The 26,629-nt window shown below is 64.0% G+C and carries 21 protein-coding genes; 4 read left to right on the forward strand and 17 right to left on the reverse strand.

Annotated features, from left to right (window positions below; genetic code table 11):
* Nucleotides 1-133: 133 nt before the first annotated feature.
* The 3 genes from PSAL_RS03865 to lptF are packed head-to-tail and all read right to left on the reverse strand — an operon-like array spanning nt 134 to nt 4,741.
* On the reverse strand, nt 134-2,422 hold the full coding sequence (locus PSAL_RS03865) for an LPS-assembly protein LptD (RefSeq protein WP_231388671.1): 2,289 nt from the start codon (nt 2,420-2,422) through the stop codon (nt 134-136).
* A gap of 1 nt (nt 2,423) precedes the next feature.
* The gene (gene lptG, locus PSAL_RS03870) at nt 2,424-3,524 is read right to left on the reverse strand and encodes an LPS export ABC transporter permease LptG (RefSeq protein WP_119839967.1); all 1,101 of its coding nucleotides are present in this window, start codon (nt 3,522-3,524) and stop codon (nt 2,424-2,426) included.
* A complete protein-coding gene (lptF, locus tag PSAL_RS03875; RefSeq protein ID WP_119839968.1) occupies nt 3,521-4,741 on the reverse strand; it encodes an LPS export ABC transporter permease LptF in 1,221 nt (406 codons plus the stop codon). The genes lptG and lptF overlap by 4 nt, the downstream gene beginning before the upstream one ends.
* A 243-nt stretch (nt 4,742-4,984) precedes the next feature.
* Between lptF and PSAL_RS03880 the strand changes: the two genes are divergently transcribed.
* Entirely contained in the window at nt 4,985-6,445 is a 1,461-nt protein-coding gene (locus tag PSAL_RS03880; protein WP_119839969.1) for a leucyl aminopeptidase, read from the forward strand.
* Between the two features lie 7 nt (nt 6,446-6,452).
* Nucleotides 6,453-6,917, forward strand: coding sequence for a DNA polymerase III subunit chi (locus tag PSAL_RS03885; RefSeq protein ID WP_119839970.1), 465 nt, complete (start codon nt 6,453-6,455; stop codon nt 6,915-6,917).
* A 128-nt stretch (nt 6,918-7,045) separates the two neighbouring features.
* On the opposite strand, the gene hflX is transcribed toward PSAL_RS03885, so the two are convergent.
* The 6 genes from hflX to PSAL_RS03915 form a co-directional block, all read right to left on the reverse strand.
* Nucleotides 7,046-8,317: a GTPase HflX gene (gene hflX / locus PSAL_RS03890; RefSeq protein WP_408004210.1), complete on the reverse strand. Its 1,272-nt coding sequence runs from the start codon at nt 8,315-8,317 to the stop codon at nt 7,046-7,048.
* A gap of 17 nt (nt 8,318-8,334) precedes the next feature.
* On the reverse strand, nt 8,335-8,574 hold the full coding sequence (gene hfq / locus PSAL_RS03895) for an RNA chaperone Hfq (RefSeq protein ID WP_119839972.1): 240 nt from the start codon (nt 8,572-8,574) through the stop codon (nt 8,335-8,337).
* Between the two features lie 147 nt (nt 8,575-8,721).
* A complete protein-coding gene (locus PSAL_RS03900; RefSeq protein WP_119839973.1) occupies nt 8,722-10,257 on the reverse strand; it encodes a potassium transporter TrkG in 1,536 nt (511 codons plus the stop codon).
* A 15-nt stretch (nt 10,258-10,272) separates the two neighbouring features.
* Entirely contained in the window at nt 10,273-11,649 is a 1,377-nt protein-coding gene (gene trkA / locus PSAL_RS03905) for a Trk system potassium transporter TrkA (protein WP_119839974.1), read from the reverse strand.
* 177 nt (nt 11,650-11,826) lie between these two features.
* Nucleotides 11,827-12,792, reverse strand: a complete 966-nt coding sequence (locus PSAL_RS03910; protein WP_119839975.1) for an aldo/keto reductase — start codon at nt 12,790-12,792, stop codon at nt 11,827-11,829.
* Nucleotides 12,793-12,883: 91 nt separating this feature from the next.
* Nucleotides 12,884-15,376 (reverse strand): penicillin acylase family protein, encoded by a 2,493-nt coding sequence (locus PSAL_RS03915; RefSeq protein WP_119840235.1) that lies wholly within the window; start codon nt 15,374-15,376, stop codon nt 12,884-12,886.
* A gap of 88 nt (nt 15,377-15,464) precedes the next feature.
* On the opposite strand from PSAL_RS03915, the gene PSAL_RS03920 reads away from it, so the two are divergent.
* Nucleotides 15,465-16,334, forward strand: a complete 870-nt coding sequence (locus tag PSAL_RS03920; protein WP_119839976.1) for an NAD(P)-dependent oxidoreductase — start codon at nt 15,465-15,467, stop codon at nt 16,332-16,334.
* 36 nt (nt 16,335-16,370) lie between these two features.
* On the opposite strand, the gene PSAL_RS03925 is transcribed toward PSAL_RS03920, so the two are convergent.
* The 8 genes from PSAL_RS03925 to PSAL_RS03960 all read right to left on the reverse strand — a co-directional run bounded on the left by PSAL_RS03925 (nt 16,371) and on the right by PSAL_RS03960 (nt 25,188).
* Entirely contained in the window at nt 16,371-16,703 is a 333-nt protein-coding gene (locus tag PSAL_RS03925) for a DMT family transporter (protein ID WP_119839977.1), read from the reverse strand.
* Between the two features lie 23 nt (nt 16,704-16,726).
* Nucleotides 16,727-17,383, reverse strand: a complete 657-nt coding sequence (locus PSAL_RS03930) for a YitT family protein (protein ID WP_119839978.1) — start codon at nt 17,381-17,383, stop codon at nt 16,727-16,729.
* 59 nt (nt 17,384-17,442) lie between these two features.
* Complete coding sequence (locus PSAL_RS03935; RefSeq protein ID WP_119839979.1) at nt 17,443-18,069, reverse strand: YitT family protein; 627 nt, start codon at nt 18,067-18,069, stop codon at nt 17,443-17,445.
* 264 nt (nt 18,070-18,333) lie between these two features.
* Complete coding sequence (locus PSAL_RS03940; RefSeq protein WP_119839980.1) at nt 18,334-19,548, reverse strand: NADP-dependent isocitrate dehydrogenase; 1,215 nt, start codon at nt 19,546-19,548, stop codon at nt 18,334-18,336.
* 232 nt (nt 19,549-19,780) lie between these two features.
* Nucleotides 19,781-20,989, reverse strand: coding sequence for an MFS transporter (locus PSAL_RS03945; protein ID WP_119839981.1), 1,209 nt, complete (start codon nt 20,987-20,989; stop codon nt 19,781-19,783).
* A 176-nt stretch (nt 20,990-21,165) separates the two neighbouring features.
* Entirely contained in the window at nt 21,166-21,864 is a 699-nt protein-coding gene (locus PSAL_RS03950) for a DsbA family oxidoreductase (RefSeq protein ID WP_119839982.1), read from the reverse strand.
* The gene (locus PSAL_RS03955; protein WP_119839983.1) at nt 21,854-23,410 is read right to left on the reverse strand and encodes a class I adenylate-forming enzyme family protein; all 1,557 of its coding nucleotides are present in this window, start codon (nt 23,408-23,410) and stop codon (nt 21,854-21,856) included. The genes PSAL_RS03950 and PSAL_RS03955 overlap by 11 nt, the downstream gene beginning before the upstream one ends.
* A gap of 59 nt (nt 23,411-23,469) precedes the next feature.
* On the reverse strand, nt 23,470-25,188 hold the full coding sequence (locus PSAL_RS03960; RefSeq protein WP_119840236.1) for an extracellular solute-binding protein: 1,719 nt from the start codon (nt 25,186-25,188) through the stop codon (nt 23,470-23,472).
* A 574-nt stretch (nt 25,189-25,762) separates the two neighbouring features.
* On the opposite strand from PSAL_RS03960, the gene PSAL_RS03965 reads away from it, so the two are divergent.
* On the forward strand, nt 25,763-26,536 hold the full coding sequence (locus PSAL_RS03965) for a 3-hydroxybutyrate dehydrogenase (protein ID WP_119839984.1): 774 nt from the start codon (nt 25,763-25,765) through the stop codon (nt 26,534-26,536).
* Nucleotides 26,537-26,629 lie beyond the last annotated feature (93 nt).

The following is a 26,629-nucleotide window of genomic DNA, read 5'->3' on the forward strand; positions in this document are numbered from 1 at the left end:
TGGCGGTCCTTGCCGGGCCGCCCTGATCTTGTCGTCTCGCCGCCGACATGGCGTCAGCAGGACCGGCCATCGGGCACCTTGCCTTTGGCCGGGGGTCGCGATCCTGTCTAGTCCGATTGCCGGCCGGTCTCAATCAGTTCCTGCAACTGCCCGAGCTGGCCGAGGAGCTACCCCCTGTCGAGAAGCCCAGAAGCCCGATGGTAAAGCTGAAATCGGTCGAAGGCGTCACCACGGAAGACGAGGTGTAGGTTCTGGAGACGGCCAGATTCACGTCGACGCATTCGTTGGTCCAGGTGACCCCAAGCCCGGCAGAGGCGGGTTGGTCTTCGGCCACGTCATAGCGGATATCAGCCGAAACGCCCCAGTTCGGCGATACCTGATAGGCCCCGTCTATGGTCCATTCCGAAATGACCTGATCCCGGTCCACCGCCTGATCCGGGCCAAGCCAGACATAGGTGGCGCCGAATTCTGCGTCGTCGTTCAGCCAGGAGGCGCGGGCCGAGGTCTTGGTGACCGAAAATTCATTGTCGAACAGCCCCCGTGCGCTCAGCGACCAGCCGCCGGGGGCCGTCACCTGACCGGCTACCAGCACGTTGGAAAACTGCCCCGTCAGCCCCGAAGCCTCGTTGAAGGAGGAATCCGGCGTGTCCTGCAGGATCTGTCCCACCACCAGCCGGCCGGTCCAGCCGGAGGGATGGAACTGGCTGATCATCGCGCCGTAGGCCCCGCGCCAGCCGTGTTCGCGCCGATCGGGAGAGGCAAAGCGGGTCAGGCCCAGCAGGTTGCCTTCGTCGAATTCGGTCCGCGTGCTTTCATCATTGGCGATGTCCAGCTGCGACCCGCCGGACCAGGCGATCTGTGCGACCGGCTCGATAATCGTGACGCTGCCGGAATCGGAGACCTTCTGCACGGGCCAGCGCAGGGTCACGGCCGTATAGGGTGTGACGCCGGTCTGGCTTGTAGGCAGCAGCTCGTCCTGGGTGGTGTAGAAACTGTCGATGGCCAGCCCGCCCAGGGTCTCGACCCGCAACCCGCCCGCCAGGGTGAAGCTGCGGCGCCAATCCGCCGAAACGTTCAGTCGCGTAACGTCACGCCCGTCGGTGATGTCGTCGCTGTCATCGCTGTCATAGTCCAGAGTGGAATAGCGGTAATGCTCATGCGCTTCGGCGCTCAGCCGCAACTCGCCGCCCATGGCCGCAGGGAACAGGCGTTTTTGATAGTTCAGATCGGCGATCAGCGCCGGGATCGTCGCGGTATCCTCGGAATCCCGCAGCGTGTGGTAATGTACCAGCGCCGCGCGCATCCATTCGTCGCGTCTGGCGCGGCTGATGATGATCTCGCTCTTCAGCCGGTCTTCGTCGGAATAGCCGTAGTCGGTCAGGTAGGAATCGTCGCTGATTGCCTCGATATTGAAGCGCAGCACGAAATCCTGCGGCAGGTAGAAGGTACCGGCCAGTTGCAGGTAGCCGCGCATGTCCGCATCATCCAGCGTGTCATTCGCCACCGCGCCGGATACCGACAGGGCGCCGTTGGAAAAGGCCTGCCGGTAGCGGAATTCCAGCGTCGTCGTGACCTCCGAGACATAGGGCGTCAGCAACAGGTCGCGGTCGTCCCCCATGGCGATGTAATAGGGCAGCTTGATCCCGGTCCCGAGCTCCGAGTTGCGCCGGATCGTGGGGGTCAAAAAGCCGGTGGCGCGCTCCTGCGTGGGGTCGGGCAGGCGCAGGTAGGGAAGGTAGAAGACGCTGACCCCGTAGACCTGAAGCGTCGCATGTTCAAAGTGCAACTGCTGGCCGACCTCATCATGCACAACCCGTTCCGCCCGGATCTGCCACAGCGGCGGGCTGCCGTCGGTGCAGACATGACAGGAGGATACGGTTGTCTTGTAAAGCTGGTTGTAGCGCCCATCGACGCGGGCCATCTGCTGCGCGGCCATCTGGACCTGCTGGCCAAGCATGATGCGGGCGCTGCTCAGCAGGCCATTGCGGAAATCGGCGTCCAGTTCGGCCGTATCGGCCAGCACCACGGCCGAGTTGTCGCCAGCCGCATCGCTGCCGGTGATGGTGATCGGGCCCTCGACCGACAGGGTGCCGTTTTCCTCGTCATAGACGATGCGGCTGGCGCGCAGGCGCAGCCCGTCGCGCAGGGCCTCGACATTGCCTTCCGCGATAAGCCGCCCCGGGCCATCCATGTAGACCCGGTCGGCCACCAGCAACGCCGGTGCGTCCTGATCTGTTGCGCCTTGCTGGACAACGCTTGCCGCCCCGGTTTCCTGGGCCCGGGCGGTCCCGGGCGCGGCAAGATGGACGCAAAGCATAGCGGCCAGAGTCGCCAGGCCGGTGCGCAACGGCCTGACCGGACGCATGGTGGCGATACGCAGGGGGGGATGCGCCAGTGCGCGGTTTCTCAGCAGGACCAGCATCTCAGCCACCTTCCATCTGCAACAGCAAGCCGAGCGACAGCAGCACCGCCGCCACCGGCGGGGCCCAGGCCGCCAGCAACACCGGGATCTGGCCGCTTTCGCCCAGCACCTGGGCGAAATTCCGGATGTAGAACAATGTGAACCCCAGAAGGATCGTCGCCAGCACCGATTGGCCGGTCTTGCCGAACCGCGCATGGCGCATGTTGAAGGCGGCCGACAACAGCACCATGGCGACCAGGAACAGGGGCCGGGCAAGCTCCATCTGGAACCAGACCGCATGGCGGCGGGCAGAGAACCCGGCCTCTTCCAACTGGCGGATATAGGCGGGCAATTCCCAGACCGGGATCGCGGAGGGATCACCGAAACTGTCGCGGATCCGCTCTTCTGTCAGGGTCGAGGGCAGGGTGTAGGCCGCGAGGGTAAGCGCGCCTGCCTCGGGATTGAGGCTCTGGTTCAGCGGCCAGATCTTGACGTCCTCCAGCGCCCAGGCACCGTGGATCAGCGCGGCCCGCGCGGCCTCGATCCGCCGGGTTGGGCCGCCGCCTTCCGGGGCATAGGTAATCATCGTCACGTCGAACAGGTTGGTCGCCTGCGGGTTGGCCCGTGCGGCGCGGATCACCGTCTGGCCGTCCGAACCGCCCTGGCGCAGCCACAGCCCTTCGGCCGACACCGAAAAACTGTCGGCCCCGCCGGACCGGTAGCCTTCGTAAAGATCGACATAGCGTTTCGAGGTCGCCGCCACGATCGGGTTCAGCATGGTCACGCAAAAGACTCCCAGCAACAGGGCCACCATGACCGGCGCGCCCAGCATCGTGATCGCGGATCGTCCCGCTGCGCGCACCACGACCAGTTCGGAACTGCGCGCCAGGGCCAGGAACATGGTGATCGAGCCGAGGATCATGATCAGCGGGAGGATCTCGTACAGCCCGCCGGGCACGTTCAGCAGCACCAGTTCCAGGATCGCGCCTAGCGAGACATCGGCGCTGGACAGCTTGCGCATCTGTTCCACCATGTCGAGCAGGGCGGTGAAGATGAAGAACACGGCCAGTATGCCGAAGAAGGCCCGCAGGAACCGGCGTGCGAAGTAGAAATAAAGGATCACGCCGGCACTCCCGTTGCGGCCGCGCGGCCAGAGGCCTCGGCCCCCGATGGCATACCCGGTGGCCTATCCGATGGCGCATCCGGCGGGAAGGCCCGGTCACGGGGCCGTCTGGACCGGCTGGCCCACCACAGCAACCCGGCCGAGATCGCCAGACCCAGAACGGCAGGGAAATACAGCACCGGCCACATGTCCGGATCCTTGCGTACCGGATCGGTCACCAGCCCTTCGACGAATTTCACCGCCACCAGCAGCAGCACTGCAAAGCCGATCTGCTTCCAGACCCCGAAGCGGGAATAGCCCCCGACCTGCAAGGCGGAAAAGCCGATCAGGGCCGCAACAATGCACAGCAGCGACTGGGTAATTCGCCCATGGCCTTCCTGCACGACCCAGCCGATGCCTTCGCCGGTCAGGTTGGACACCTTCTGTGTTTGCAGCAACAGCATCCAGGTCGGCAGATTGCGGACCGAGACGACGCGGAAATCCGAGGTATCGACCAGGCTGCCGACATCATACGAAAAGCTTTGGAAATGGGTGGTGAACAGGCGCCCTGTCTCGGTGTTCAGATCCTGTGCCAGCCCGTCAACCATGACAATCTTGGGCTGCGGTGCGCCTTCGGGATCGTCGTTTGCGTTGACGATATAGGCCTGAGCGGCGGTGTAGGTCTGGGGACGGTCGGCCCGGCGCCGGTCCGACAGGAACAGGTCGTTCAGGGTGCCATCCTCGGAAATCTCGCGGATATAGACGGTGATGCCGCCCGCCGGATGCAGAAAGGTGCCCTCGGTCAGCAGCCGGGCGGTGACATTGGCGGCAATGTCCCGATTGCGCAGCACGATCTGTTCCTGGCTCATGGGCACAAGAAAGTGGGTCATCGCCCCCATCATCGCTGCCGTGATCAGCCCGAAGATCAGCGCCGGGCGCGCCAGCCGCCAGGGGGAAAACCCGGTGGCCTGCATGACCACGAATTCACTGTCGGCCATAAGCCGGTTGGTCGCATAGACCGCAGCGGCGAATCCGGCCAGCGGCAGGGTGATGCGGATCACGTTCGGCAGGGTCAGCGCGGTGAATTCCAGAAAGACCCAGGCCGATTGGCCGTCGGCAATCAACTGATCGAACAACCGAACCGCGCTGTTGATCCAGTAGATCGCTACCAGCACCAGCGCGAAGAAGCCGAACAGCATCATGAGTTGCGACAGCAGGTATCTGTCGAATCGCGCCATCAGTCCCCCATGAGCTTTGCCCTCTCCTGCATGGGGGGCTTTGGTCGGGCAAGTCTAGCGGCTCTTGTGGCGGGAAAAAACTGCAATCTGGTCAAAGCCGCGCCGGGGCGCTAGCCTTTGCCGAACCGCGCGGAACGGTGCCCCCCCGTCAGCTTTCGCTTCAGGGGAAATCTGAACCGACAAACCCTCTTGCCGGGTGCACCACCGCACCCCGCCTGCCAACACCATCCAGGAGCCTGCCTCGTGACCGACCCTGTCGCCCTGTCCTTTGCCGAAACCGATCTTGACCAAATTCCGCTGCAATCGGGCCGCGTCGCCCTGGTGGTCGATCCTGACGGCAGCCTGTCCGCGGTGGCGCGCCGGGTGAACCGGCTGACCAGGGGGGCTCTGGCGCGGCTGGTGGAAAGCGACGGTTTTGCCAAGCGCAAGGCGGGCGAGGTCATCACCCTGGCCTGGCCGCAGGGTCTGACCGCCGAGGCGCTGGACGTGATCCTGTTGCCCCGCCGCGCCGACCAGGCACTGCTGCGCAAGACCGGCGCAGCGCTGGCCAAGTTGCTGGGAAAAGACGGTATGCTGGTGCTGAGCGCGAACCTCAACGCGCCGCAGGACCTGGCGCTCGGGTTGATGCTGCGGGCCTATGAGTATGACGCGCAAAAGACCGAAAAAGCGGGTGAAAAGGGGGCCGTCACGGTGATGTGCGCCAAGCCCCCGGCCGATATCGCGGCGCTGGACGCAGTGGTTCGCGGTGTGCTCTTTACCCGCGATCTGGTCAATGCGCCGGCCAATGTGCTGACTACCACCACCTTCGCCGAGGAACTTCTGGCGCTGCAGGACCTCGGTGTAGCTGTCGAAGTGCTGGATGAGAACAAGCTGCAAGAGCTTGGCATGGGCGCGTTGCTTTGCGTCGGGCAGGGGTCGGACAGCCCCTCCAAGGTCGTAGTGATGCAGTGGAATGGCGGCCAGTCGGGGGAAGCCCCGGTGGCGCTGGTCGGCAAAGGGGTGGTCTTTGACACCGGCGGCATCAGCCTGAAACCCGCAGGCGGCATGGAAGACATGACCATGGACATGGGCGGCGCCGGTGTCGTGTCGGGCGTGATGAAGACGCTGGCGCTGCGCAAGGCGGCCAGCAACGTCGTCGGACTTGTCGGTCTGGTGGAAAACATGCCTTCGGGCAATGCGGTGCGCCCCGGTGACGTAGTCACCTCTATGAAGGGCGACACGGTCGAAGTCATCAATACCGACGCCGAAGGCCGCCTCGTGCTCTGCGACGTGATGTGGTACGCGCAGGAGCGGTTCCAGCCCAAGGCGATGATCGACCTCGCGACTCTGACGGGGGCCTGCATCATAGCGCTCGGGCACGAGAATGCCGCCGTCTTCTCCAACTCCGATCCCCTCTGCAATGCCTTCCTGAAAGCGGCTGGCGCCGAAGGCGAAGGCGCCTGGCGGCTGCCCATGGGCCAGGCCTACGACGATCAACTGAAAAGTCGTATTGCCGATTTCAAGAATGTCGGCGGCCGCCCGGCTGGTTCGATCACGGCCGCGCAATACCTGCGCCGCTTCGTCAAGGAAGAGACCCCCTGGATTCACCTCGACATCGCCGGTGTGGCTTCGGTGAAATCGGAAACCGACACGGCGCCGGCTGGCGCAACCGGCTGGGGCGTGATGGCCCTGAACCGGCTGATCGCCGACGGGTTCGAAGGCTGACCCCGCAATGGCAGAGGTCTATTTCTATCACCTGACGCGCTCTTCGACGCAGGACGCCTTGCTGGCTCTCCTCCCCCGCGCGTTGCAGGCCGGGTGGCGGGTTGCGGTCCGGGGGCGCGACCCCGAGCGGATTGACCAGCTTGACCAAATGCTCTGGCGCGGAAGGCCGGGTGATTTCCTGCCCCATGGACAGGACAAGAATCCGCATCCCGAGCTTCAGCCGGTTCTGCTGACCCTCGGGGCGCCGTCCAATGACCCGCAATGCCTGATGTCCATCGACGGCGCTGACCTCGACCCGTCCGAGATCGCGGCGATGGCCCGTTGCTGCATCTTCTTTGACGGGCAGGATCCGCAAGCCACCGCGCAGGCCCGCACCCAGTGGAAGGCGCTGACGGCGGCGGGCTGCGCGGTCATCTACTGGTCAGAAGAATCAGGCCGCTGGGAAAAAAAGGCCGAGACCGGCACGCGCTGACTCTGCTGTTTCCCTGTTTCAAATATCCTCCGCGAAGCGATGGCGCCCTGCGCCATGCCCGGGCAGCGCCCGGGGACCACGGCCAGGCCGTGATGCCTCCGGCGGGGATATTTAGAACAGGGAAACGATCAGAGGTCGGTGAATCGGGCGGCCTGGCGCGCGGTCCAGAGCAGGTCCAGCTCGACGCCGTCTTCGGTCTGGCGTTCCGACTGGACGAGGCCTTCTCCGTAGGCCCAGGCGCGGCGGCGGCCGTCGCTGAAGGGAAGGCTGACAGTTTCGGCAAAGCGATGGACGTCGAGGGCGGTGGTAATGTCACGGAGAAGGGAGTCGAGGCCTTCACCGGTCACCGCCGAGATTGCGCCGATGCCGTCTTCGCGTTCGGCGCGCAGGGTCATGGCCTGGCGGTTTTCGGGTTCGAGCAGGTCGATCTTGTTCCAGAGCTCGATCACCGGAACGGTCTTGGGCAGGCCGAGGTCGTTCAGGATGTCTTCGACGTCGTCTTTCTGCTCGGCGGTTTCCGGATGGGCGATGTCGCGCACATGCAGGATCAGATCGGCTTCGAGGACCTCTTCAAGCGTGGCGCGGAAAGCCGCGACCAGTTGCGTGGGCAAGTCAGAGATGAAGCCCACCGTGTCCGACAGGATGATTTCCGAGCCGGAGTCGAGCTGCACCCGGCGCATGGTCGGGTCGAGGGTCGCGAAGAGCATGTCCTTGGCCAGCACATCCGCGCCGGTCAGCCGGTTGAACAGGGTCGATTTGCCGGCATTGGTGTAGCCCACCAGCGCGACGATCGGAAAAGGCACCTTGGCGCGCGCCGAGCGGTGCAATTCGCGGGTCTTCACAACCCGCTCCAACTGACGGCGCAGGCGGGTCAGCTGGTCGTCGATGGCGCGGCGGTCTGCCTCGATCTGGGTTTCACCGGGTCCGCCGACAAAGCCGAGCCCGCCGCGTTGCCGTTCAAGGTGGGTCCAGGCGCGCACAAGCCGCGTCCGCTGATAGCCGAGCGCGGCCATTTCGACCTGCAGCACGCCTTCGCGGGTCCGGGCCCGATCCGAGAAGATCTCGAGGATCAGCCCGGTCCGGTCGAGGATCTTGACCCCCCAGGCCTTTTCAAGGTTGCGTTGCTGCACCGGGGTCAGGGGACCGTCGATCAGCACCAGCTCGGTTTCCGCGGCCTCGAACAGGGCTTTCAGTTCCTCGACCTTGCCGGAGCCGAACAGCGTCTTGGGGACGGGTTTGGACAGCGGAACGATCTTTGCGCCCACGACTTCCAGCCCCGGCAGCGCCAGAGCAAGGCTTCGGGCCTCTTCCAGCGCATATTCCGGGGCGTGGCGCTGTTCTTCGCGCCGCATGTCGGGATGGATTACGTAGGCGCGTGTGGACGCCGCCTCATGGCCGATCAATTGCAGTGCCTATCTCAGTTGTTGTCTTCGCCTTCATAGAGCGAGATAGGCTGCGACGGCATGATTGTCGAGATGGCGTGTTTGTAAACCAGCTGGGCCTGTCCATCGCGGCGCAGCAGAACGCAGAAATTGTCGAACCAGGTGATAACGCCCTGCAGCTTGACCCCGTTGATCAGGAAGATCGTGACGGGAACCTTGGTTTTCCGGACATGGTTGAGAAACGCGTCCTGGAGATTCTGTTTGTCCGAAGCCATTCTTGCTAGCCTTTTTTTCTTCTTTTTGCCTGGTGCGGCTTTCGTTTCGCGGAACTTCGCTCGGAAGTTATCCGGACAATATGAAATGCCCGCCCTGAAACTTCCACCCCCGATATGTGCAAGGGCGCGGATGGCCGGGTCAGTGGATCAATCGCGCCACAGATCAGGGTTGAAGAGCGCGATGATTGCCAGAAGCTCGAGTCGGCCGAGGATCATGAAGGCGCAGAGTACCAGCTTGCCGCCCGTACCGATCAGGGAAATGTCGACGGGTCGCACCGCGCCGTATTCGGTCAGCGGGCCGGTGTTGGACAGGGCGGCGACGGCAAGGACCGTGGCGTCTTCGAACGGTATTCCAAACAGGGCCAGCAGCGACATGGCGGCGGCCAGGCACATGGCGAAGAGCATGAAGAAGATCCAGGCATGGAAGGCCCCGTGGCGCCGGATGCGCCGGCCGGCCGTGCCGCTGCCAGAAACCGAGGAGGGATGCACGAGGCGATCCAGCTCCCGCCGCCCATTGAGGTAAAGCGCATAGACCCGCAACAGCTTGACCCCGCCGGCAGTGGTGGCCACGCCGCCCCCGATCATCGCGAGGCCCATCAGGATCATGCCGGGGGTCGACAGCCCCGACCAGTTTTGCGCCGTGTCCCAGTGGACGCTTTGCCAGCCCGTGGTGGTCAGGAAGGACAGCACCGTAAAGACCGCCCCCCAAAGCGCGCCGATGGCCAGCCCCATGTCTTCGCCCGCCTGCACGTCGAAGGCGCCGATCCAGTGACGCAGGAACAGCAGCAGCGGCACGGCCACGACAAGGGCCGCGCCGATGCGGATCTCGGGGTCGCGGTGCAACCCGATCTTGGCCGTCACCGTATCCGACGAAAACGTCATGCGGCTGATCGCGAAGATCAGGAACAGGGCGATGGCCATCTCTCCGGGTACGCCGGAGGCCGCTTCATGTGTGCCCGCTACCGGCGAGATGCCTGAGGTTGACAGGGTCGACATGGCATGGATCAGCGCCACCAGTGGGGTATCCCCGGCCAGCAGCAGCAGTAGCCAGAGCGCGCCGGTCAGACCCACATAGGCCAGGCCAAGCTGTTCGGCCCCGCGCAGCATCCGGCGGATCACCCCGGCGCGCTGGAACCTGTCGATCCGCGTTTCGCCCATTTCGCGCCCCGCCGAGGTGACTTCGAACCCGCCAAGCGACAGCGGCGCCATGACGGCGGCGGCGGCGACCCAGATCAGGAACCCACCCATCCAGCCGACCTGCGCCCGCCACAGATGCAGCGGCGCGGCCAGGCGGCGTGGATCGTCGTAGAAGGTCATGCCGGTGGTGGTAAAGCTGGACACCATTTCGGCATAGGCGTTGATGAAGCGCGTGTCGGGCAGGCTTTCGGAAAACGGTACGGCCAGCAGCAGCGGCAGCAACAGGAAGGCGGCGAAGAGCGAGAGCAGGGCGTAAAGATCGGCCCGCCCGGTCAGCACCGCAGGACGGGTGCCTCGCGCCAGAATGATCAACAGGGCCATCGTGCTGGCCAGGATCGAAGTATAGAAGAAACTGCGCGCGATCGTGTAATGTTCCTGCACCAGCGCCACCATCGCCGGCACCAGCATCTGCAGCGCCAGGATCAGGAACAGCACCAGGAACAGCGGCTGGCCTTCCAGGCGTCGATGCACGGGTTTGCGGGTCATCGTGGGCGCCCCGGCCTAGAAGTAGTCGATGGAGACCTGCAACAGGCGCTCCACCTCGGGCACGTCGCCGGTAAGCGCGAAAAGGACGATGGTGTCGCCTTGTTCGATGACCATGTTCCCCGAAGGGCGGGTCACCTTGTCGCCCCGCATGACCGCGCCGACCAGCACGCCTTCGGGGAAGTCGATGTCGCGGATTGGGCGGCCCGCCATGGGCGAGGTCGACAGGACCTCGGCCTCGATCACCTCGGCCTCGGCATCGCCGATGGAATAGACACCGCGCACCCGGCCATGGCGCACGTGGCGCAGGATCGAGGACACGGTCGTGGCCCGCGGGTTGATATAGGCGTCGATCCCCAGCGGTCCGAGCAGCGGGATCAGCGTGGGGTCGTTGATCAGGGCGATGGCCATCGGGCAGCCCTGCGACTTGGCGCGCACGGCCGTCAGCATGTTGGTCTTGTCGTCGTCGGTCACGCAAAGGATCGCATCTGCCCGGCCGATCCCTGCCTCGGCCAGCAGGGCCGAATCCAGACCGTCTCCGTGCAGGACAATGGTCCGTTCCAGCGCATCGGCGGCGACTTCGGCGACCTTGCGGTTCTTTTCGATCACCTTCGTGCGGATCTTGCGGGCTTTTTCTTCCAAGGTGCGGGCGACCGTCAGCCCGACATTGCCGCCGCCGACGATGACGACGCGTTCCTGCAGGCGGTTGGTCTTGCCGAAGACCTCGAGCGTGCGGGTCACGTCGTCGGTATGGACACAGACATAGCATTCATCCCCGGCAAAGATCTGATCGCCCGGTTCCGGCGCGAACAGCCGCCCGTCGCGGCGGATGCCGACCACGATGGCGCGCAGGGTCGAAAACAGGTCGGTCAACTGGCGCAGGGGCGTGTTGACCACCGGGCAGTCGTCGTCGATCTGGATCCCCAGAAGCTGCGCCTTGCCGCCGAGGAACTGTTCGACCTCGAAGGCGGCAGGGGCGGCCAGGCGGCGCAGGGCGGCCTCGGCCACCTCGAGTTCGGGCGAGATCACCACGTCGATGGGCATGTGGTCGCGCCGGTAAAGGTCGGAATAGATCGCTTCGAGGTAACTGCGTGCCCGCAGTCGCGCGATCTTGCGCGGCACCGAGAAGACCGAGTGGGCCACCTGACAGGTGACCATGTTGACCTCGTCCGAGAAGGTGGCGGCGATGATCATGTCCGCATCCCGCGCGCCGGCGCGTTCCAGGATATCGGGGTAGGAGGCAAAGCCGGCAATCCCCTGAACATCCAGCGTATCGGTCGCACGCCGCACAAGGTCGGGATTGTTGTCGACAACCGTCACATCGTTCTTTTCGCCCGACAGGTGCCGGGCGATCTGCCACCCGACCTGACCGGCTCCGCAGATGATGACCTTCATGTCTTCGGATCCCGCATTTCTGAAAGCCCTGAATGGCAGAGAGGGCAGGAGGGGTCAATTCAAATTGCGCCGCTGTGGCCGGGCCACCGGACCGGGCGCACGGCTTGCCGGAAACCTGGCCACAGGTCGCGTTCATCGTCCCCCGCCGCACCGGGGCGGCGCGCCGGGGGCGGTGGCTCAGCCCTGTGCCGGACCGAAGACGGAGGCCTTGTTCAACAGCTCCATTGCCGCCTCCGACAGGGTCAGGTCGGCGGCGCGGATCAGGCTGTCGAGCTGGCGTTCCGAGCTGGCCGAGGCAATCGGCGCGGTGACGCCGGGGCGCTGGCGCAGCCATGCCAGGGCGACCTCGGCCGGGGTGGCACGGCTGTACTGCGCGACCTCGTCGAGCGCCGTGAGGATGCGCATTCCACGGCCATCCATGTACTTGTCCACTATTCGCGCGCGATCCCCCGCATTATCGTCGGCATGCCGATACTTGCCCGTCAGAAAGCCCGAGGCGAGCGAGAAGTAGGTGAGCACGGCCACGCCTTCCTTGGCACACCAATCGGCCAGAGGCCCTTCGAAGGCGGCGCGGGCGTGCAGGTTGTATTCGTTCTGCAGCACCTCGTAGCGGGGCAGGCCAGCGTCCTCGGCGGCCTTCGCGGCGCGCTGCATCTGCGCCAGATCCCGGTTCGAGGTGCCGATGGCGCGGATCTTGCCGGCCTCGCGCAGTCGATCAAAGGCGCCAAGGGTGTCGGCATCGGGCGTCCGGTCATCGGGGAAGTGGGACAGATACAGGTCGATCACCCCGGTCTGAAGCCGTTTCAGTGACGCCTCGACCGCCTCGGCGATCCATGCAGGGGAAAGGTCGGTGTGTCCCTGGCCCATGTCGGCCCCGACCTTGGTGATCAGGGTCACCGAGTCGCGCTTGCCGGGATTGGCGGCGAACCATCGCCCCAGCATGGTTTCGCTTTCCCCACCCGCATTGCCATCGACCCAGCGGGAATAGAAATCGGCGGTATCGATGGTGGTCAGCCCGGCTTCGTACATCCGGTCGAGCATGCGGAAAGAGGTCGCCTCATCGGCGGTCCAGCCAAAGACATTGCCGCCAAAGACGATCGCCGAGGAAGTAAGGCCTGTCCTGCCAAGGGGAATGGTCTGCATTTCGGATCCTGATCTTGCCATCGTTGCCAAGCTAGTGCTTTCCGGCCGATTGTCCCGCACCGGCCTCGAAACGCCTGCGTGACCGGGCTGGTCAGCGCGCCGCGGGTTCCAGATGGGTGATGCCGACCGCCGCCGCCTTTGCCAGTGCCGTATCAAGCGACATGGGAATATATTCCCCCCGCCGCCACAATTGCGCCAGATCGTCGTAGTGGCGGGACAGCGGATGACCGCTTTGCCCGGTCGAGATGATGAAGACCGAACTGTCGGGATCGGCGAAATCATAGACGCCGCGATAGCCCGCCCCGTGCACGTTCAGGAAGGGGTTCGGGCCGGTGCCCTTGGTGACGCCGCGCATCAGCGTGTTGTCCCCGCCCGAGGTATCCTGGTGGATGTTCACGAAATAGCGCAGCACCGGAATATTGCCCAGTACCGGGTGATCCTGCGCCGCTTGGTGCACATCGCCCCATCGCAGGCTTTCCAGGTTGTCGCCGTAGCGTTCGGAAATCCAGATCAGCGCCGCATCCAGGCTTTGCCGGGCGATGTCATCGCAGGTCTCCGTCACCGCAGACCGGATCACGTCGCACCAGCGCCCGGCCCCATCTATGTCGCGGAACACCCGTTCGATGAAGACAGGATCCAGATGTACGAAGTCATCCGCCAACGGCCCAAGCTCGTCCCGGATCAGCCGGTCCTGAAGCGCTGCGGCCCAGGCGGCATAGATCAGCGGCTCGGGCATGTGTTCGTTCATCTCGCCGTTCCAGTCCGCCAGCAGCAGCAGCGCATCCTGGCGCAGCCGTTCTGGCGTGCCATCGGGGGCGGGTTCCCCGGTGAACCACAGATCCTTGCCGATCAGCGGCAGCAGCGAGCGCGCGGTGAAGGACACGGTATCCAGCTGCGCTTCGATAAAGCTGTCGCGGGTATGGACCTCGCGGCTTTGCATCAGACGCTGCCAGCGGTGGATGCGCTGCGTGTCACCCCAGTCGAAGGCGACATTGTCGGGAAATGCGCGGTCGGTGAACTTGTTGTTGGTATTGCCGATGATGCCGCCTTCGGGCGCCACGATCTGGATGTTGTTGTCATAGGGCTGGAAACCCTTCCAGCGGTTCTCGCTTCGCCAGCCGAGGCTGGGCATCCGCCCCTGGCTGTCATGGGCCGCGTCCCGGTCGGGCACTGCGCCGATCATCTTGAAACCGACGGTCCCGGCATCCGCCAGCATCAGGTTCTGCGAGGGTGCGATATGCAGGCGGCCGGCCTCGATCGCCTGATCGACGCTGCGCGCATACATCAGCCCCAGCCCGGCAGAAAGCGAGGTGTCGTCGGGCGACAGCGCCGTCCAGTTGATCGAGGCGACATGACCCGGCGGTGTCACCGTATCCAGATGATAATGGCTGCCCGGCAGCACCGGCCCGTTGTCGGTCCAGCGCAGGGTCATGGTGACAGGGGAGGCGTCCTTGATGCCGATGATGCTTCTGCGGGTGCGGAAGGTCTCCCACCCGTCGGGGCCGCGGTATTCTTCGGGGTTCTCGGGGTTCACCTCCTCCATGTAGGTGTCCAGATCGTCGAGGTAGGAGGACGTCAGACCCCAGCCGAGGTACTGAGACCGCCCCACCAGAACCAGAGGTATGCCGGGGATCGTGCCGCCGATGACGCCGCCCTGCTGCAATTCCAACCGCGCGAGATACCAGACCGTCGGCGCGGTAAAGCCGAGGTGCGGGTCATTGGCCAGCAATGTCCCCCCCGAGGCCGAGCGCGCCGGGGCGGCGGCCCAGGCGTTGGAGGCCCCTGCCATGCCCGGCGCGGGGAAAGGGGACAGCGGCGTGTCGGGCAGACCATCGGTGGTGAAACCCGGCGTCAGCCCGGCATAGCGGCTTCCGGCGCCCTTGGGCATCAGGCTGGCATATTCGGGCAGGTCCAGGATCTCCTGCCCCGGTGCGTCGGGCAGGATGTCGCGCAGCATCCCGGCCTGCGGGAGCGCCAGCGAAACGCGCGCGCGCTCGACCTCCTGCGCAAGCTGGCCGGACATCTGCACCGCCAGCAACTTGCCGATGGCGATGGAATCCGCCGGCTGCCAGGGCGAAACGGGCACGTCGAACAGGAACATCTCGGGCGCGCCACGGCCAAGGGAATCGCGGTTGATCTCGTTCAGGCGGGCATTTACCCCGGCGGCATAGGCGGTCAGGGCGCTGCGCGTTTCGGGCGTCTGATCCTCGACCGAGGCAATGGCCTGCGTATAAAGGTCATAGCGCCGCATCAGCTTGTCGATCTCGACCGTGCGCAGGCCGAAGATCTCCGACAGCCGGCCCTGCACGGTGCGCCGCAGGGTGATCATCTGCCACAGCCGGTCCTGGGCATGGGCATAGCCTAGCGCATAGAAGACATCCGCATCCGTGGCACCGAAGATATGGGGCACATTGGCGTTGTCGCGCACGATTTCGACCGGGGCCGAAAGGCCGTCGACCCGCACCGTGCGATCGTAATCGGGCAGGGAGCGGGAGGCGAGGAAATAGACCCCCGCAACGGCCAGCACCGCCAGTATGACCATTCCCCCGGCAATCCGGAGGAGCCAGCGGAAGATGGTTCGCATTTCCGTTTCCTTCTTTCCCCGTGCCTTGCGTTCCGCCATGCTGACGGCCACAAGACCTTGCGGTCGAAGCAATACAAGGGATTGAACCATGGCGAAAGTCGCGTTTCTGGGATTGGGTGTGATGGGGGCTCCGATGGCGGGGCATCTGGTCGCGGCGGGTCACGAGGTGACGGTCTACAACCGCACCACGGCCAAGGCGGAAGCCTGGGTTGACCGATATGGCGGCAGCCTTGCCCCGACCCCTGCCAAGGCCGCCGAATGCGCCGATTTCGTCATGACCTGCGTCGGCAACGACGACGACCTGCGCCAGGTTTGCACGGGCGAAGACGGCGCGTTTTCAGGAATGAAGCCGGGGGCCTGCCTTGTCGATCACACCACCGTTTCGGCCAAGGTCACGGCCGAGCTATACACCACGGCCAAGGCCTCTGGCCTTGCCTATGTCGATGCCCCGATCTCGGGCGGGCAAGCGGGGGCGGAAAACGGTGTGCTCTCGGTGATGTGCGGCGGGGACGAGGCCGATTATGCCGCCGCCGAACCCATCGTCGGGGCCTACGCCCGGATCTGCCGCCGGATCGGCGACAGCGGCGCGGGCCAGCTGACCAAGATGTGCAACCAGATCGCCATCGCCGGCCTTGTTCAAGGCCTCAGCGAGGCGCTGCATTTCTGCCAGCAGGCGGGGCTGGACGGCGAAGCGGTGGTCGAGGTGATTTCGCAAGGGGCCGCCGGGTCCTGGCAGATGGAAAACCGCCACAAGACGATGCTGGCCGGCGAATTCGAACACGGTTTTGCGGTCGACTGGATGCGCAAGGACCTCGGGATTTGCCTGGCGACAGGGAATGAAATCGGCGCCAGCCTGCCGGTCACGGCGCTGGTCGATCAGTTCTACAAGGATGTGCAGAAGCTCGGCGGCGCCCGCTGGGATACGTCCAGCCTGATCAAGCGCCTCAGCGAGGATTGACACCCCAGGACGGCGCTCCGGGTCGGAGCGCCGTCTTCAATGCAGGTTGGTCCTGGAAAACACCTGGATTACCGCGATGCCACCGATGATCATCGCCATGCCGAGGACGGCCGCCAGATCAAGCTTCTGTCCGAAGACCAGAAAGCCGAAAAGCGCAATCAGCAGGATGCCGAAACCCGACCACAGCGCATAGACCACGCCGACCGGCATGGTGCGCAAGGTCAGAGACAGAAAATAGAAGGCCACCCCATATCCGACAGCCGCCAGGACCGAGGGCCCAAGCCTGGTGAACTGCGCACTGGCTTGCAGCGCCATGGTTCCGATCGTCTCTGCGATAACGGCGAGGATAAGTGAGAGAATGACCGGCATATCAACACCTTGCATGCGAAAATTCAGGTAGCGACATACCAGTCGCGGCGATGGTTGATGGCGATCACGAAATTGATGATCACCGCGCCCAGCAGGGAAAACAGCACCTTGTCGAGCGGTAGCACGAACAATGCGGCACAGAACAGGCAGGCGTCAAAGCCGAGCTGCGTCCAGCCGGCGCGAAATCCGGTCTTTTCCTGCAGATACAGCGCGAGGATTCCCACGCCCCCCAACGAGGCCCCGTGCCGGAACAGCGCCAGAAGGGCCGATCCGGTGACCATCCCGAAGATCACCGCGCCCGTCCATGGCGTCAGGAAATCAAAGGAAATCTGCGTCTTGAGCCAGTTCGACAGGAAAGACAGCAGGGCGACGGCCACAAAGGTCTTGATCGTGAAACGCCAGCCCATGCGACGATATCCCAGCCAGTAGAACGGCAGATTGACCACGAAGAAGATCAGCCCGAAGCTCCAGCCCGTGACGTAGGAAATCAGCACGGCCAACCCGGCAGTCTGGCCGGTGATCAGCCCGAGCTCGGTCAGGATCACGATGCCGAAGCCCGCCATCAGCGTCCCATAAGCCAGCCCCTGAGCGTCTTCCAACAGGCTGTGGCCTACGCCCTTGCCGGTGGTCGTCTCCGCGACCTGATCCGTTCCGGGCCCATCCTGCGGCTGATCCGACATCCGCTGTTCCTCGCAAATATGATTGTTGCTCAAGGTGGTAGAGCGCGAAGCTCAGCCGGTCAATCGGCGATGTAGCGATCGGGGCGGTGGTTGAAGGCGATCACCATGTTCAGGATCAGGGCTCCGAACAGCGAATAGGCCACGATATAGCTGTCGAACATGAAATAGGCGATGGTGAACAGGATGGCGTCGACGATGATCTGTACATAGCCGGCGCGAAACCCGGTACGGTCCTGGATCAGCAGCGCCACGACGCCAAGCCCGCCAAGGCTCGCCTTGTGGCGAAAGACGCCCAGAAGGCCAAAACCGGTCAACACCCCGAAGATGGTCGTTCCGAGGATCGGGTTCAGGTACTCAAAGCTCAGCCCCAGGGGCAGATAATCCACGAGAACCGAAATCGCCCCGACGCAGAAGATGGACTTCAGCGTGAATTCCGCCCCCAGCCGTTTCCAGGCCAGGGCGTAGAAGGGCAGGTTCACTAGAAAGAACACCGGCCCGAAATCCCACCCCGTCGCGTAGGAGATGATCAGCGCCAGTCCCGCCGTCTGCCCGGTCAGGAACCCGAGATGGGTCAGGAAAACCAGCCCGACCGAGGCGGTCAGCAGCGCGATGGCCATTCCCTGGACATCTTCCAGCGGCGTATGGCTCTGACGGTATTCCGTGGGCAGGGGAAATGGGGCCGGCATGGGTGCCTCCGGTTTAGGTCAGTATTGTTTCCTTTCTAGACCGGTCCGGCGAAGCGGGCCAGAGAAGATTGGCAGCTGACTGGCGGAACACCGCGATAAAGGCCGCGTCGCTGGCAATTCCAAGGCCCGGCCGCATGCAAGGAGGGTAGGTTGGGCGCGTCCGCTCCCCTTCATCCTGTCCAGAATATTCCCGCCGGAGGCAACTACCGTACCGGGCCCGCCAGCGCGTCGCCGGGGGCCTGGCGTGCCCCCGACGTGCGACCTTCAGCCCGCCAGCGCCTTGTTGAGGTTCTCATCGACCTTCTCGAGGAAGCCCATGGTGGTCAGCCAGCCCTGATCTGGCCCGACCAGCAATGCCAGATCCTTGGTCATCGAACCGCTTTCCACGGTGTCGATCACGACCTTTTCCAACGTGGTGGCAAAGTCCATCAGGGCGGTGTTCTGATCCAGCTTGGCGCGGTGCTTCAGCCCGCCGGTCCAGGCGTAGATCGAGGCGATGGAATTGGTCGAGGTCGACTTGCCTTCCTGGTGCTGGCGGTAGTGGCGGGTGACGGTGCCATGGGCGGCCTCGGCCTCGACAACCTTGCCATCGGGGGTCATCAGCTGCGATGTCATCAGCCCGAGCGAGCCAAAGCCCTGCGCCACGGTGTCGGACTGCACGTCGCCATCGTAGTTCTTGCAGGCCCAGACGAACTTGCCGTTCCATTTCATGCAGCAGGCGACCATGTCGTCGATCAGGCGGTGCTCGTACCAGATCCCGGCCTTCTTGAAGTCTTCTTCGAATTCCTCTTCAAAGACCTTCTGGAACAGGTCCTTGAAGCGGCCGTCATAGGCTTTCAGGATGGTGTTCTTGGTCGACAGGTAGACCGGCCATTTCAGCGACAGCCCGTAGTTGAACGAGGCCCGCGCGAAATCGATGATCGAATTGTCGAGGTTGTACATCGCCTGATAGACTCCGGCCGATGGCGCGTCATAAACCTCGCGCTCGATCACCGTGCCGTCTTCGCCGACGAACTTCATCGTCAGCTTGCCGGCCCCGGGGAAGTGGAAATCCGTCGCCTTGTACTGATCCCCGAAGGCATGGCGCCCGACCACGATGGGAGAGGTCCAGCCCGGCACTAGGCGGGGCACGTTGCGGCAGATGATCGGCTTGCGGAAGACCACGCCGCCCAGGATGTTGCGGATCGTGCCATTTGGGCTTTTCCACATCTGCTTCAGGCCGAATTCCTCGACCCGCGCTTCGTCCGGGGTGATGGTGGCGCATTTCACGCCGACGCCGACTTCCTTGATCTTGTGGGCCGCGTCGATGGTGATTTGGTCATCAGTGCGGTCGCGTTCCTCGATCCCGAGATCGTAGTACAGCAGGTCGATATCCAGATAGGGCAGCACCAGCTTCTGCTTGATGAAATCCCAGATGATCCGGGTCATCTCGTCGCCGTCGAGATCGACAACCGGGTTCTCTACCTTGATCTTCGTCATGGGGGCTCCTTCGCAGATGCGCGGCGCCGAAACGCCGGCTGGGAAAAGCACGATTCCAGAATCGCGCAGGCATGTTCTGCCCCTGCATAGCCTAACCGAGCCTTAGCACAATAGTGCGTATACAATTGTATACTGATAAATATTCTTCCCGGTGGGACAAGGCGACAGGCCTGCACGAAAAAGGCGCGCTCCATCGGAAGCGCGCCTGCTGTTTCATCCGGGCGGTCTGCAGTCAAATATCCCGCACCCTGTCGAGCTTTTGCATATGCAGCATCAACAGGAAGGCGATTGCCGCGAGGGCGGTGGAGGCCAGCACCTGCGGCAGGATAGAGCCATCGAAGGTTTGCGCCACGAGGGTCGAAAAGACAGCCGCTGTCACGGTCGAGATCGCGCCGATCACCGATGCGGCGAAGCCCGCGATATGGCCAAGCGGCTCCATCGCGAGGGCGTTCAGATTGCCGATGGTCAGGCCCAGCTGGTAGTAGACCGCCGCCTGCCAGACCAGGAAGCAGTAGAACAGGCTGTTTCCGCTCAGCCCCATGCCGAGGATGGTCAGCATCCCCAGACTGATGACCATGAAGACACCCATCGCCAGGGTGACGATCTTGCGCATGCCGTATTTGCCCACGAAGATCGCGTTGACCACCGACGAGGACGCCGCCATCAGACCCAGCCCGAAGAACCAGTAGGGAAATTGCTCGCCCCGGTGAAAGACCTGATGAAAAGCCGGTTCGATCAGCGAGATCGTGGTGAACATGATCGAAAAGACCATGATCTGCACCAGGATCGACACCCGCACGATGGGGATCGAATACATCTCGATGATGGCATGGCGGAACCCGGACAGACGGAACGGTTGACGGCGTTCCCTTGGCAGGGATTCCGGCAGCCGCAGCGCCAGCCAGAGCGACGAGAGGGCCGAAAAGGCGAAAAAGGCCAGGAACAGCCCGCGCCAGCCGCCATGGGCGATGATGAAGCTGCCCAGAAGCGGCGCCAGGGCGGGGAAGATGGTAAAGACGGTCATCACCACCGAGACCAGCCGCGCCATGTCGCGGCCCGCGTAGAGGTCGCGGATCACGGCGATGGCGACGACGCGCGGCCCGGCAGCACCCAGACCCTGAAGCGCCCGGCCCAGGATCAGCATTTCAAGGGTCTGCGCCTTCCAGGCCAGAAGGGCGCCCGCGATATAGATCGCCGCCCCAGCCAGCATTACCGTCTTGCGTCCCAGCCAGTCCGACAGCGGGCCGGTGAACAGCGTGCCCGCCCCCATGCCGATCATGAAAGAGGACAGCACAAGCTGGACGTTGTTGAAATTATCCGGCGTCAGCTCCTGCGCGATATCGGTCAGGGCGGGCAGCATGGAATCGATGGAAAAGGCTACGGTAGCCATCAGCACGGCCATCAGACCCACGAATTCCACCGGGTGCAGTTTGCGCGTCATCAAATCGCCTCATTCAAAAATCTCGAAAGGCGCTAGCAGGTTTTCACGTGCCTATCCAGTCGCGCGGCCCAAGGGCGCGCGCGGAACCGTCTGTGCGCAATTGCAGGAAAGGGCGGATAGTCAGAACAACGTCCGGCGCGGGCGGCGGGTCAGTGCGCCCCAACCCCGGCCCGAGATCAGGAGGCGTCGGGTCCCTTGGTTTCAGTGGACTCCCCTTGCGCGACCTCTTCGGCGGCTTCATCGCTGGCGATCTGCTGCATGATCTCGTCGATCACCTGCAGCCACAGGTCGATGGGCTGCGCGCCGGGTACCGCGTGTTTCTGCGCCACCACGAAGGTCGGGACCGAGGTCACGCCCATTTCGTTGGAATGGGCTTCGCGCTTGCGGATGTCTTCTTCGTCGGCCGGGCTTTCGAACAGGCGCATCACCAGCGCGGCGTCCATCCCGGCGGCATCGGCGATATCGGCCAGAACCTCGCGCTTGCCGATGTCGCGGCCTTCGCGCCAATAGGCATTGAAGATGCCGTCGACGACTTCGGACTGGCATTTCTCGATCCCGGCCCAGTGTATCAGACGGTGCGCGTCCAGGGTATGGGGGCGGCGGGTGACCTGATCGTAGTTCATCTCGATCCCCTGCGAGGTCGCAAGATCGACCGCGCCGCTGTGGCTGTTGCCGCCACCGGGGCCGAACTTCATCTCGAGAAAGGCCACGCGGTCCATGCCTTCACGGGGGATGTCGGGGGACAGCTCAAAAGGATGCCATTCGATCACGAAGGGATGGCCGGGCCGCTGCGCCAGGGCGCGGTCCAGCAGGGACTTGCCCACGTAGCACCAGGGGCAGACGGGATCGGAGATGATATCGAGCTTAACTTGCATTCAGGGCCTCCCAGAGCGCGGGCAGGGCCCGGCGCTGCAGTTTTCCGTTCGGGTTGCGCGGCAGGTCCGGGACATGGACCCAGGCGCGCGGTTGCTTGTAGCGGGCGACCAGGGTCGCCGCGGTTCGTTCCAGCCATGCCTGCTCAAGCGGCCGGGGTCCAGTATAGAAGGCCACGATAATGGTCACGTCCCGGCGTATCTGGCCGTTTGCGTCGCGTGGAAAGACCTCTGTGACGCCGATCTCGGCAAGGCCCTCGATGGTGGCAAGTGCGGTCTCGACCTCCAGCGGAGAGACCCGGTAGCCGCCGGCGTTCATCATGTCGCCGCTGCGCCCGCAATAGCGGATCTGCCCATCGGGCTGCATCTGCGCCAGGTCGCCGCTCAGGAACCAGTCACCGGCAAAGCGGTCGGCCGTGGCCGCATCGTCGCCCAGATAGCCCAGCATCAGACCGGGGTCCGAGCGGTGGATGGCGATGATGCCTTCCTCGCCGATGGGCACCGGGCCACGCGCGGGATCGCCGGGGTCGACCAGCGCCAGGTGGCGGCCGGGTTGCGCCGCGCCGGTACAGCCCCGGTCCGCAGGCCGGTCGGGGCTGGCGCTGAGGAAGGTGGAGCATTCCGACATGCCGAAGGCTTCGTGGATCTGCGTTCCCGTGGCCGCCTGCCAGGCGTCGCGCAGATCGTCGCTCAGCCGGTCGCCCGCTGCCAGACCGTGACGCAGGTGTGGCAGGGCAAGGGGCGCGCCTGCGCTCAGCATCTTGCGATAGACGCCCGGCACGGCGGCCAGCAGGGTTGCCTGATGTTGTCGCAGAAGCGCTGGCAGGTCAGCGGGGGAGGTGCCTTCGGCGGGGATCAGGGCCGTGGCGCCGCAGGTCCAGGGGTCCATCAGGCCGGTGCCAAGCGTGAAGGTCCAGTTGAAGGCCCCGGCATGCAGGATGCGGTCCGAAGCACCCATGCCGTACCAGCCGTCGATCATCATGCGACGCGCCCAGATCGCCCGATGCGCATGGGCCACGGCACGGGGGCGCCCGGTGGTGCCGGAGGTGAAGACGACATAGGCCAGCCGGTCGGGATCGCCCATTTGCCAGGGGGCCGGCGGCAGGTCCCGCATGGCGCGCAAGGCGGCGCTGTCGATCTTTGGCAGCGCGGTGTCCGGGCAGGAGATGCCGCTGGCGCGCAGGATGCCGGCCGGGGCGATCTGGTCGATCATCCCGGCCACCTCCGGCGCGGTCAACTGAGCCGAGGTCGGGACCGGCACCACACCGGCCGCAATCGCGCCGAGATAGGCGATGGGGAAATCGACCGTATTGCCAAGGCGCATCAACAGGATGTCACCGGGTTCGAACCCCGCCCGGCGCAGGCCGGTGGCTGTGCCCCGCACCGCGTCCTGCAAGCCACCATAGGTCCAGTTTTCGGCCCCTTTGGCGCCAAGGACCGACAGGGCGATCTTGTCACGCGGCGCCCCGGCCGATGTCAGCACATGGGCTGCCAGGTTGAAGGCACGGGGGCAGGGGCGGTTTGGCCCGGGATCGGTAACAGACAGCATCCCCCTTGGTAGGCGGGCGAAAGGTCTCTCGCAAGGGGCGGGCGAAACCAGGCCGACTCCTATGGGCTGTCGTCGAACCACCAGGTTTCGGGCATGAAATAGACGCCATCGCCATAGATCGGCACCTTGCCGGACCAGGTCAGATCCCGGACATGGGCAATGCGGCCCACATCATAGCTGAACAGCGGGATCACGTAGCGCCCGCTTGTCAGGATGCGGTCAAGCGCGCGGGTGGCGGCGATGAAATCCTCGGAACTGCGGGCCTGCAGCATGGTGTCGATCATCGCGTCGGCAGCCGGGCTTTTCAGCCCCATCAGGTTGCGCGACCCGGGCTGATCGGCCTGCGCCGAGCCCCAGTAGAGCTTTTGTTCATTCCCCGGGGACAGCGACAACTGACGGCGGAAACTGGTCATGCCGAAATCGAAATCCGCGACCCGCAGTTCATATTGCGCATTGTCCACAGCCGTCACGACGGGCGTGATGCCTAGGCGCGCAAGGGCGTTGAGGTAGATGTCGATGATCGACTGGTCCTGACGATTGCCCTGCGACAACAGGATTTCGAAGGTGAAGGGCTGGCCTTGTACGTTCTTCAGCACGTTGTCCTGCACGGTCCAGCCCGCCTCGGCTAACAGATCCGCCGCATGGCCCACGTTGCGACGGTTGCGCGCCGACCCGTCGCCGGCCGGCAGGGCATAGCCGGTCATCGCCTCGGGCGGCAGGCTGTCGGCGAAGGGCGCCAGCATCTCGGCCACGCGCCCTTCGGCGGGCCCCGGCTGCATTGCCAGTTGCGAGCCCGAGAAATACGAACTGATGCGCGGCTGTCGCCCGCCGGTGATGGTTTCGTTGATATATTCGAAGTTGAAGGCGCTTAGCAGCGCATCGCGCACCCTCATGTCATCAAAGGGCGGCTGGCGCGTGTTCATCACGAAACCGGTCATGCCCGAGGGACGCTGCGACGGGATCTCGGTCTTCACGATGTCGCCCCGGGCCACGGCGGGAAAATCGTAATCGCGGGCCCAGTTTTCGGCGTTGAATTCGCGCAAGTAGGACAATTCGCCGGCCTTGAAAGCCTCGAACAGAACGTTCTGGTCGCCGTAGAATTCGATTCTATAGGTATCGGCGTTATTGGTGCCACGCCGCACCGGCAGATCATTGCCCCAGTAATCGGGGTCGCGTTTCAGCACCACGTTGCGCCCGGCGGTGAAGCTGTCGACCACATAGGGGGCAGAGCCGATGGGGACCTCGGTCAGGCCCGAATCGGAGAAATCCTTGCCCTCCCACTGCGCCTTCTTCAGGATCGGGCGCAGGCCGGCGATCAGGGCCAGTTCGCGGTTATCGGCGTTGAAAGTGATCCGCAGGCTGCGTGGCCCGGTCTGCGCGATGCTGTCGATCTGCTGCCATAGCCCGAGGTAGCGGGGATTGCCGATGGTCCCGAGGGTCTCGTAGGACCAGATCACATCCTCGACCGTGACCGGGCTGCCGTCGGAAAACCGGGCCTCGGGGCGCAGGGTGAATTCGACCCATTTACGGTCCGGATCGGTTTCCACCGATTCGGCCAGCAGACCGTAAAGCGCGAAGGGTTCGTCGTAATTGCGGATCAGCAGGCTTTCGTGGGTCAGAAAGCGCAGCTGCCAGGGCGGGGTGCCCTTCTGGATAAAGGGATTGAGGCTGTCAAAGCCGCCGGTATTGCCATCCACCAGCGTGCCGCCTTTCGGCGCATCGGGGTCGGCATAGGGCAGGGACACAAAATCCGGTGGCAGCGCAGGGTCCCCATACATAGAGATGCCATGCGACGGCTGGCTCAGGGCGACACCGGCCAGCAGGACCACACCGGAAAGAAAGCCTGCCGTGGCGGCAAGAGGCGCATGAAATTGGCGTGCCAATGTCGGGAAATACTGCATCTCGGGTCCTTGTGTTCGGCTTGGAACCTTCGTTTCTGGCCGGGACCCTAGCCATGGATTCCTAGGTTATCAAACTTTTAGCTTCCATGCTTGCCACGGAAGGCATATAACAGGGGCACTGCTCGATAGGTTTCTTGCCTGTATGAAACCTGCCTCAATAACTTAACGCCGGCTTCGCGCCGGCGTTTTTTTTGGGCCTGTATGCAGGGTTATTTCCCCCTTTTGCCCTCGTCCCCCAATCGGCCCCGACAGGCGAGAGCGATTCCGCCGGGGTGATTCTGTGATGCGCGGAAAACGGGGCGTCCCATGCCGCGTGAGATCGCATTTTCTCACGCCGGATCAAGAATTCGCGCTGCACTGCGGAAAAAATGCCCTAGGTTCGTTATGAAGAGAAGGGGGCCATGGGACCCCCTGGCCCGGCGGTTCCGGGCCGGATCAGAGGAGTGAGGCAATGAGTGTTAAAGGCAAGACCGCCATCATCACGGGATCGAATTCGGGCATCGGCCTGGGAATCGCGCGGGAACTGGCGAAGGTGGGGGCGCATGTTGTGCTGAATTCCTTCACCGACAGCGAGGCCGATCACAAGCTGGCCGCCGACATGGCGACCGAATTCGGCACCGAGGTCCGCTATATTCAGGGCGACATGTCGAAAGGTGATCAATGCCGCGCGCTGATCGAAAAGGCGGGGGTCTGCGATATCCTGGTCAACAACGCCGGTATCCAGCACGTCGCGCCGATAGACGAATTTCCTGCCGCGAAATGGGATGCGATCATCGCCATCAACCTGACCAGCGCCTTTCATACAACCGCCGCCGCGCTGCCGATGATGCGCAAGGCCGGCTGGGGGCGGATCATCAACGTGGCCTCGGCTCATGGCCTGCGCGCCAGCCCGTTCAAATCCGCCTATGTCAGCGCCAAGCACGGGATCGTCGGCATGACCAAGACCGTCGGTCTTGAAACCGCCAAGGAGAACATCACCGCTAATGCGATCTGCCCCGGCTATGTGCTGACTCCGCTGGTCGAGGCGCAGATCCCCGACACCGCCAAGGAATACAACATGTCCGAGGATGAGGTGATCGAGAAGGTGATCCTGGCCAAGCAGCCCAGCAAGGACTTCGTCACCGTCGAACAGATCGGTGGAATCGCGATCTTCCTCTGTTCGGACGCGGCCGCGCAGATCACCGGCACGGCGATGAGCGTAGATGGCGGCTGGACCGCCGAATAACCTGATGGCAAAGGCGCTTGGCAGATCGGTCCCGTGCCCTCGGACCACTTCCTTGGCGCCTTTGCAAATCTGGTGAATCCACTTTGCAAAGAG

Origin of the sequence: Pseudooceanicola algae (genome assembly GCF_003590145.2) — a bacterium.
Taxonomy (GTDB): domain Bacteria; phylum Pseudomonadota; class Alphaproteobacteria; order Rhodobacterales; family Rhodobacteraceae; genus Pseudooceanicola; species Pseudooceanicola algae.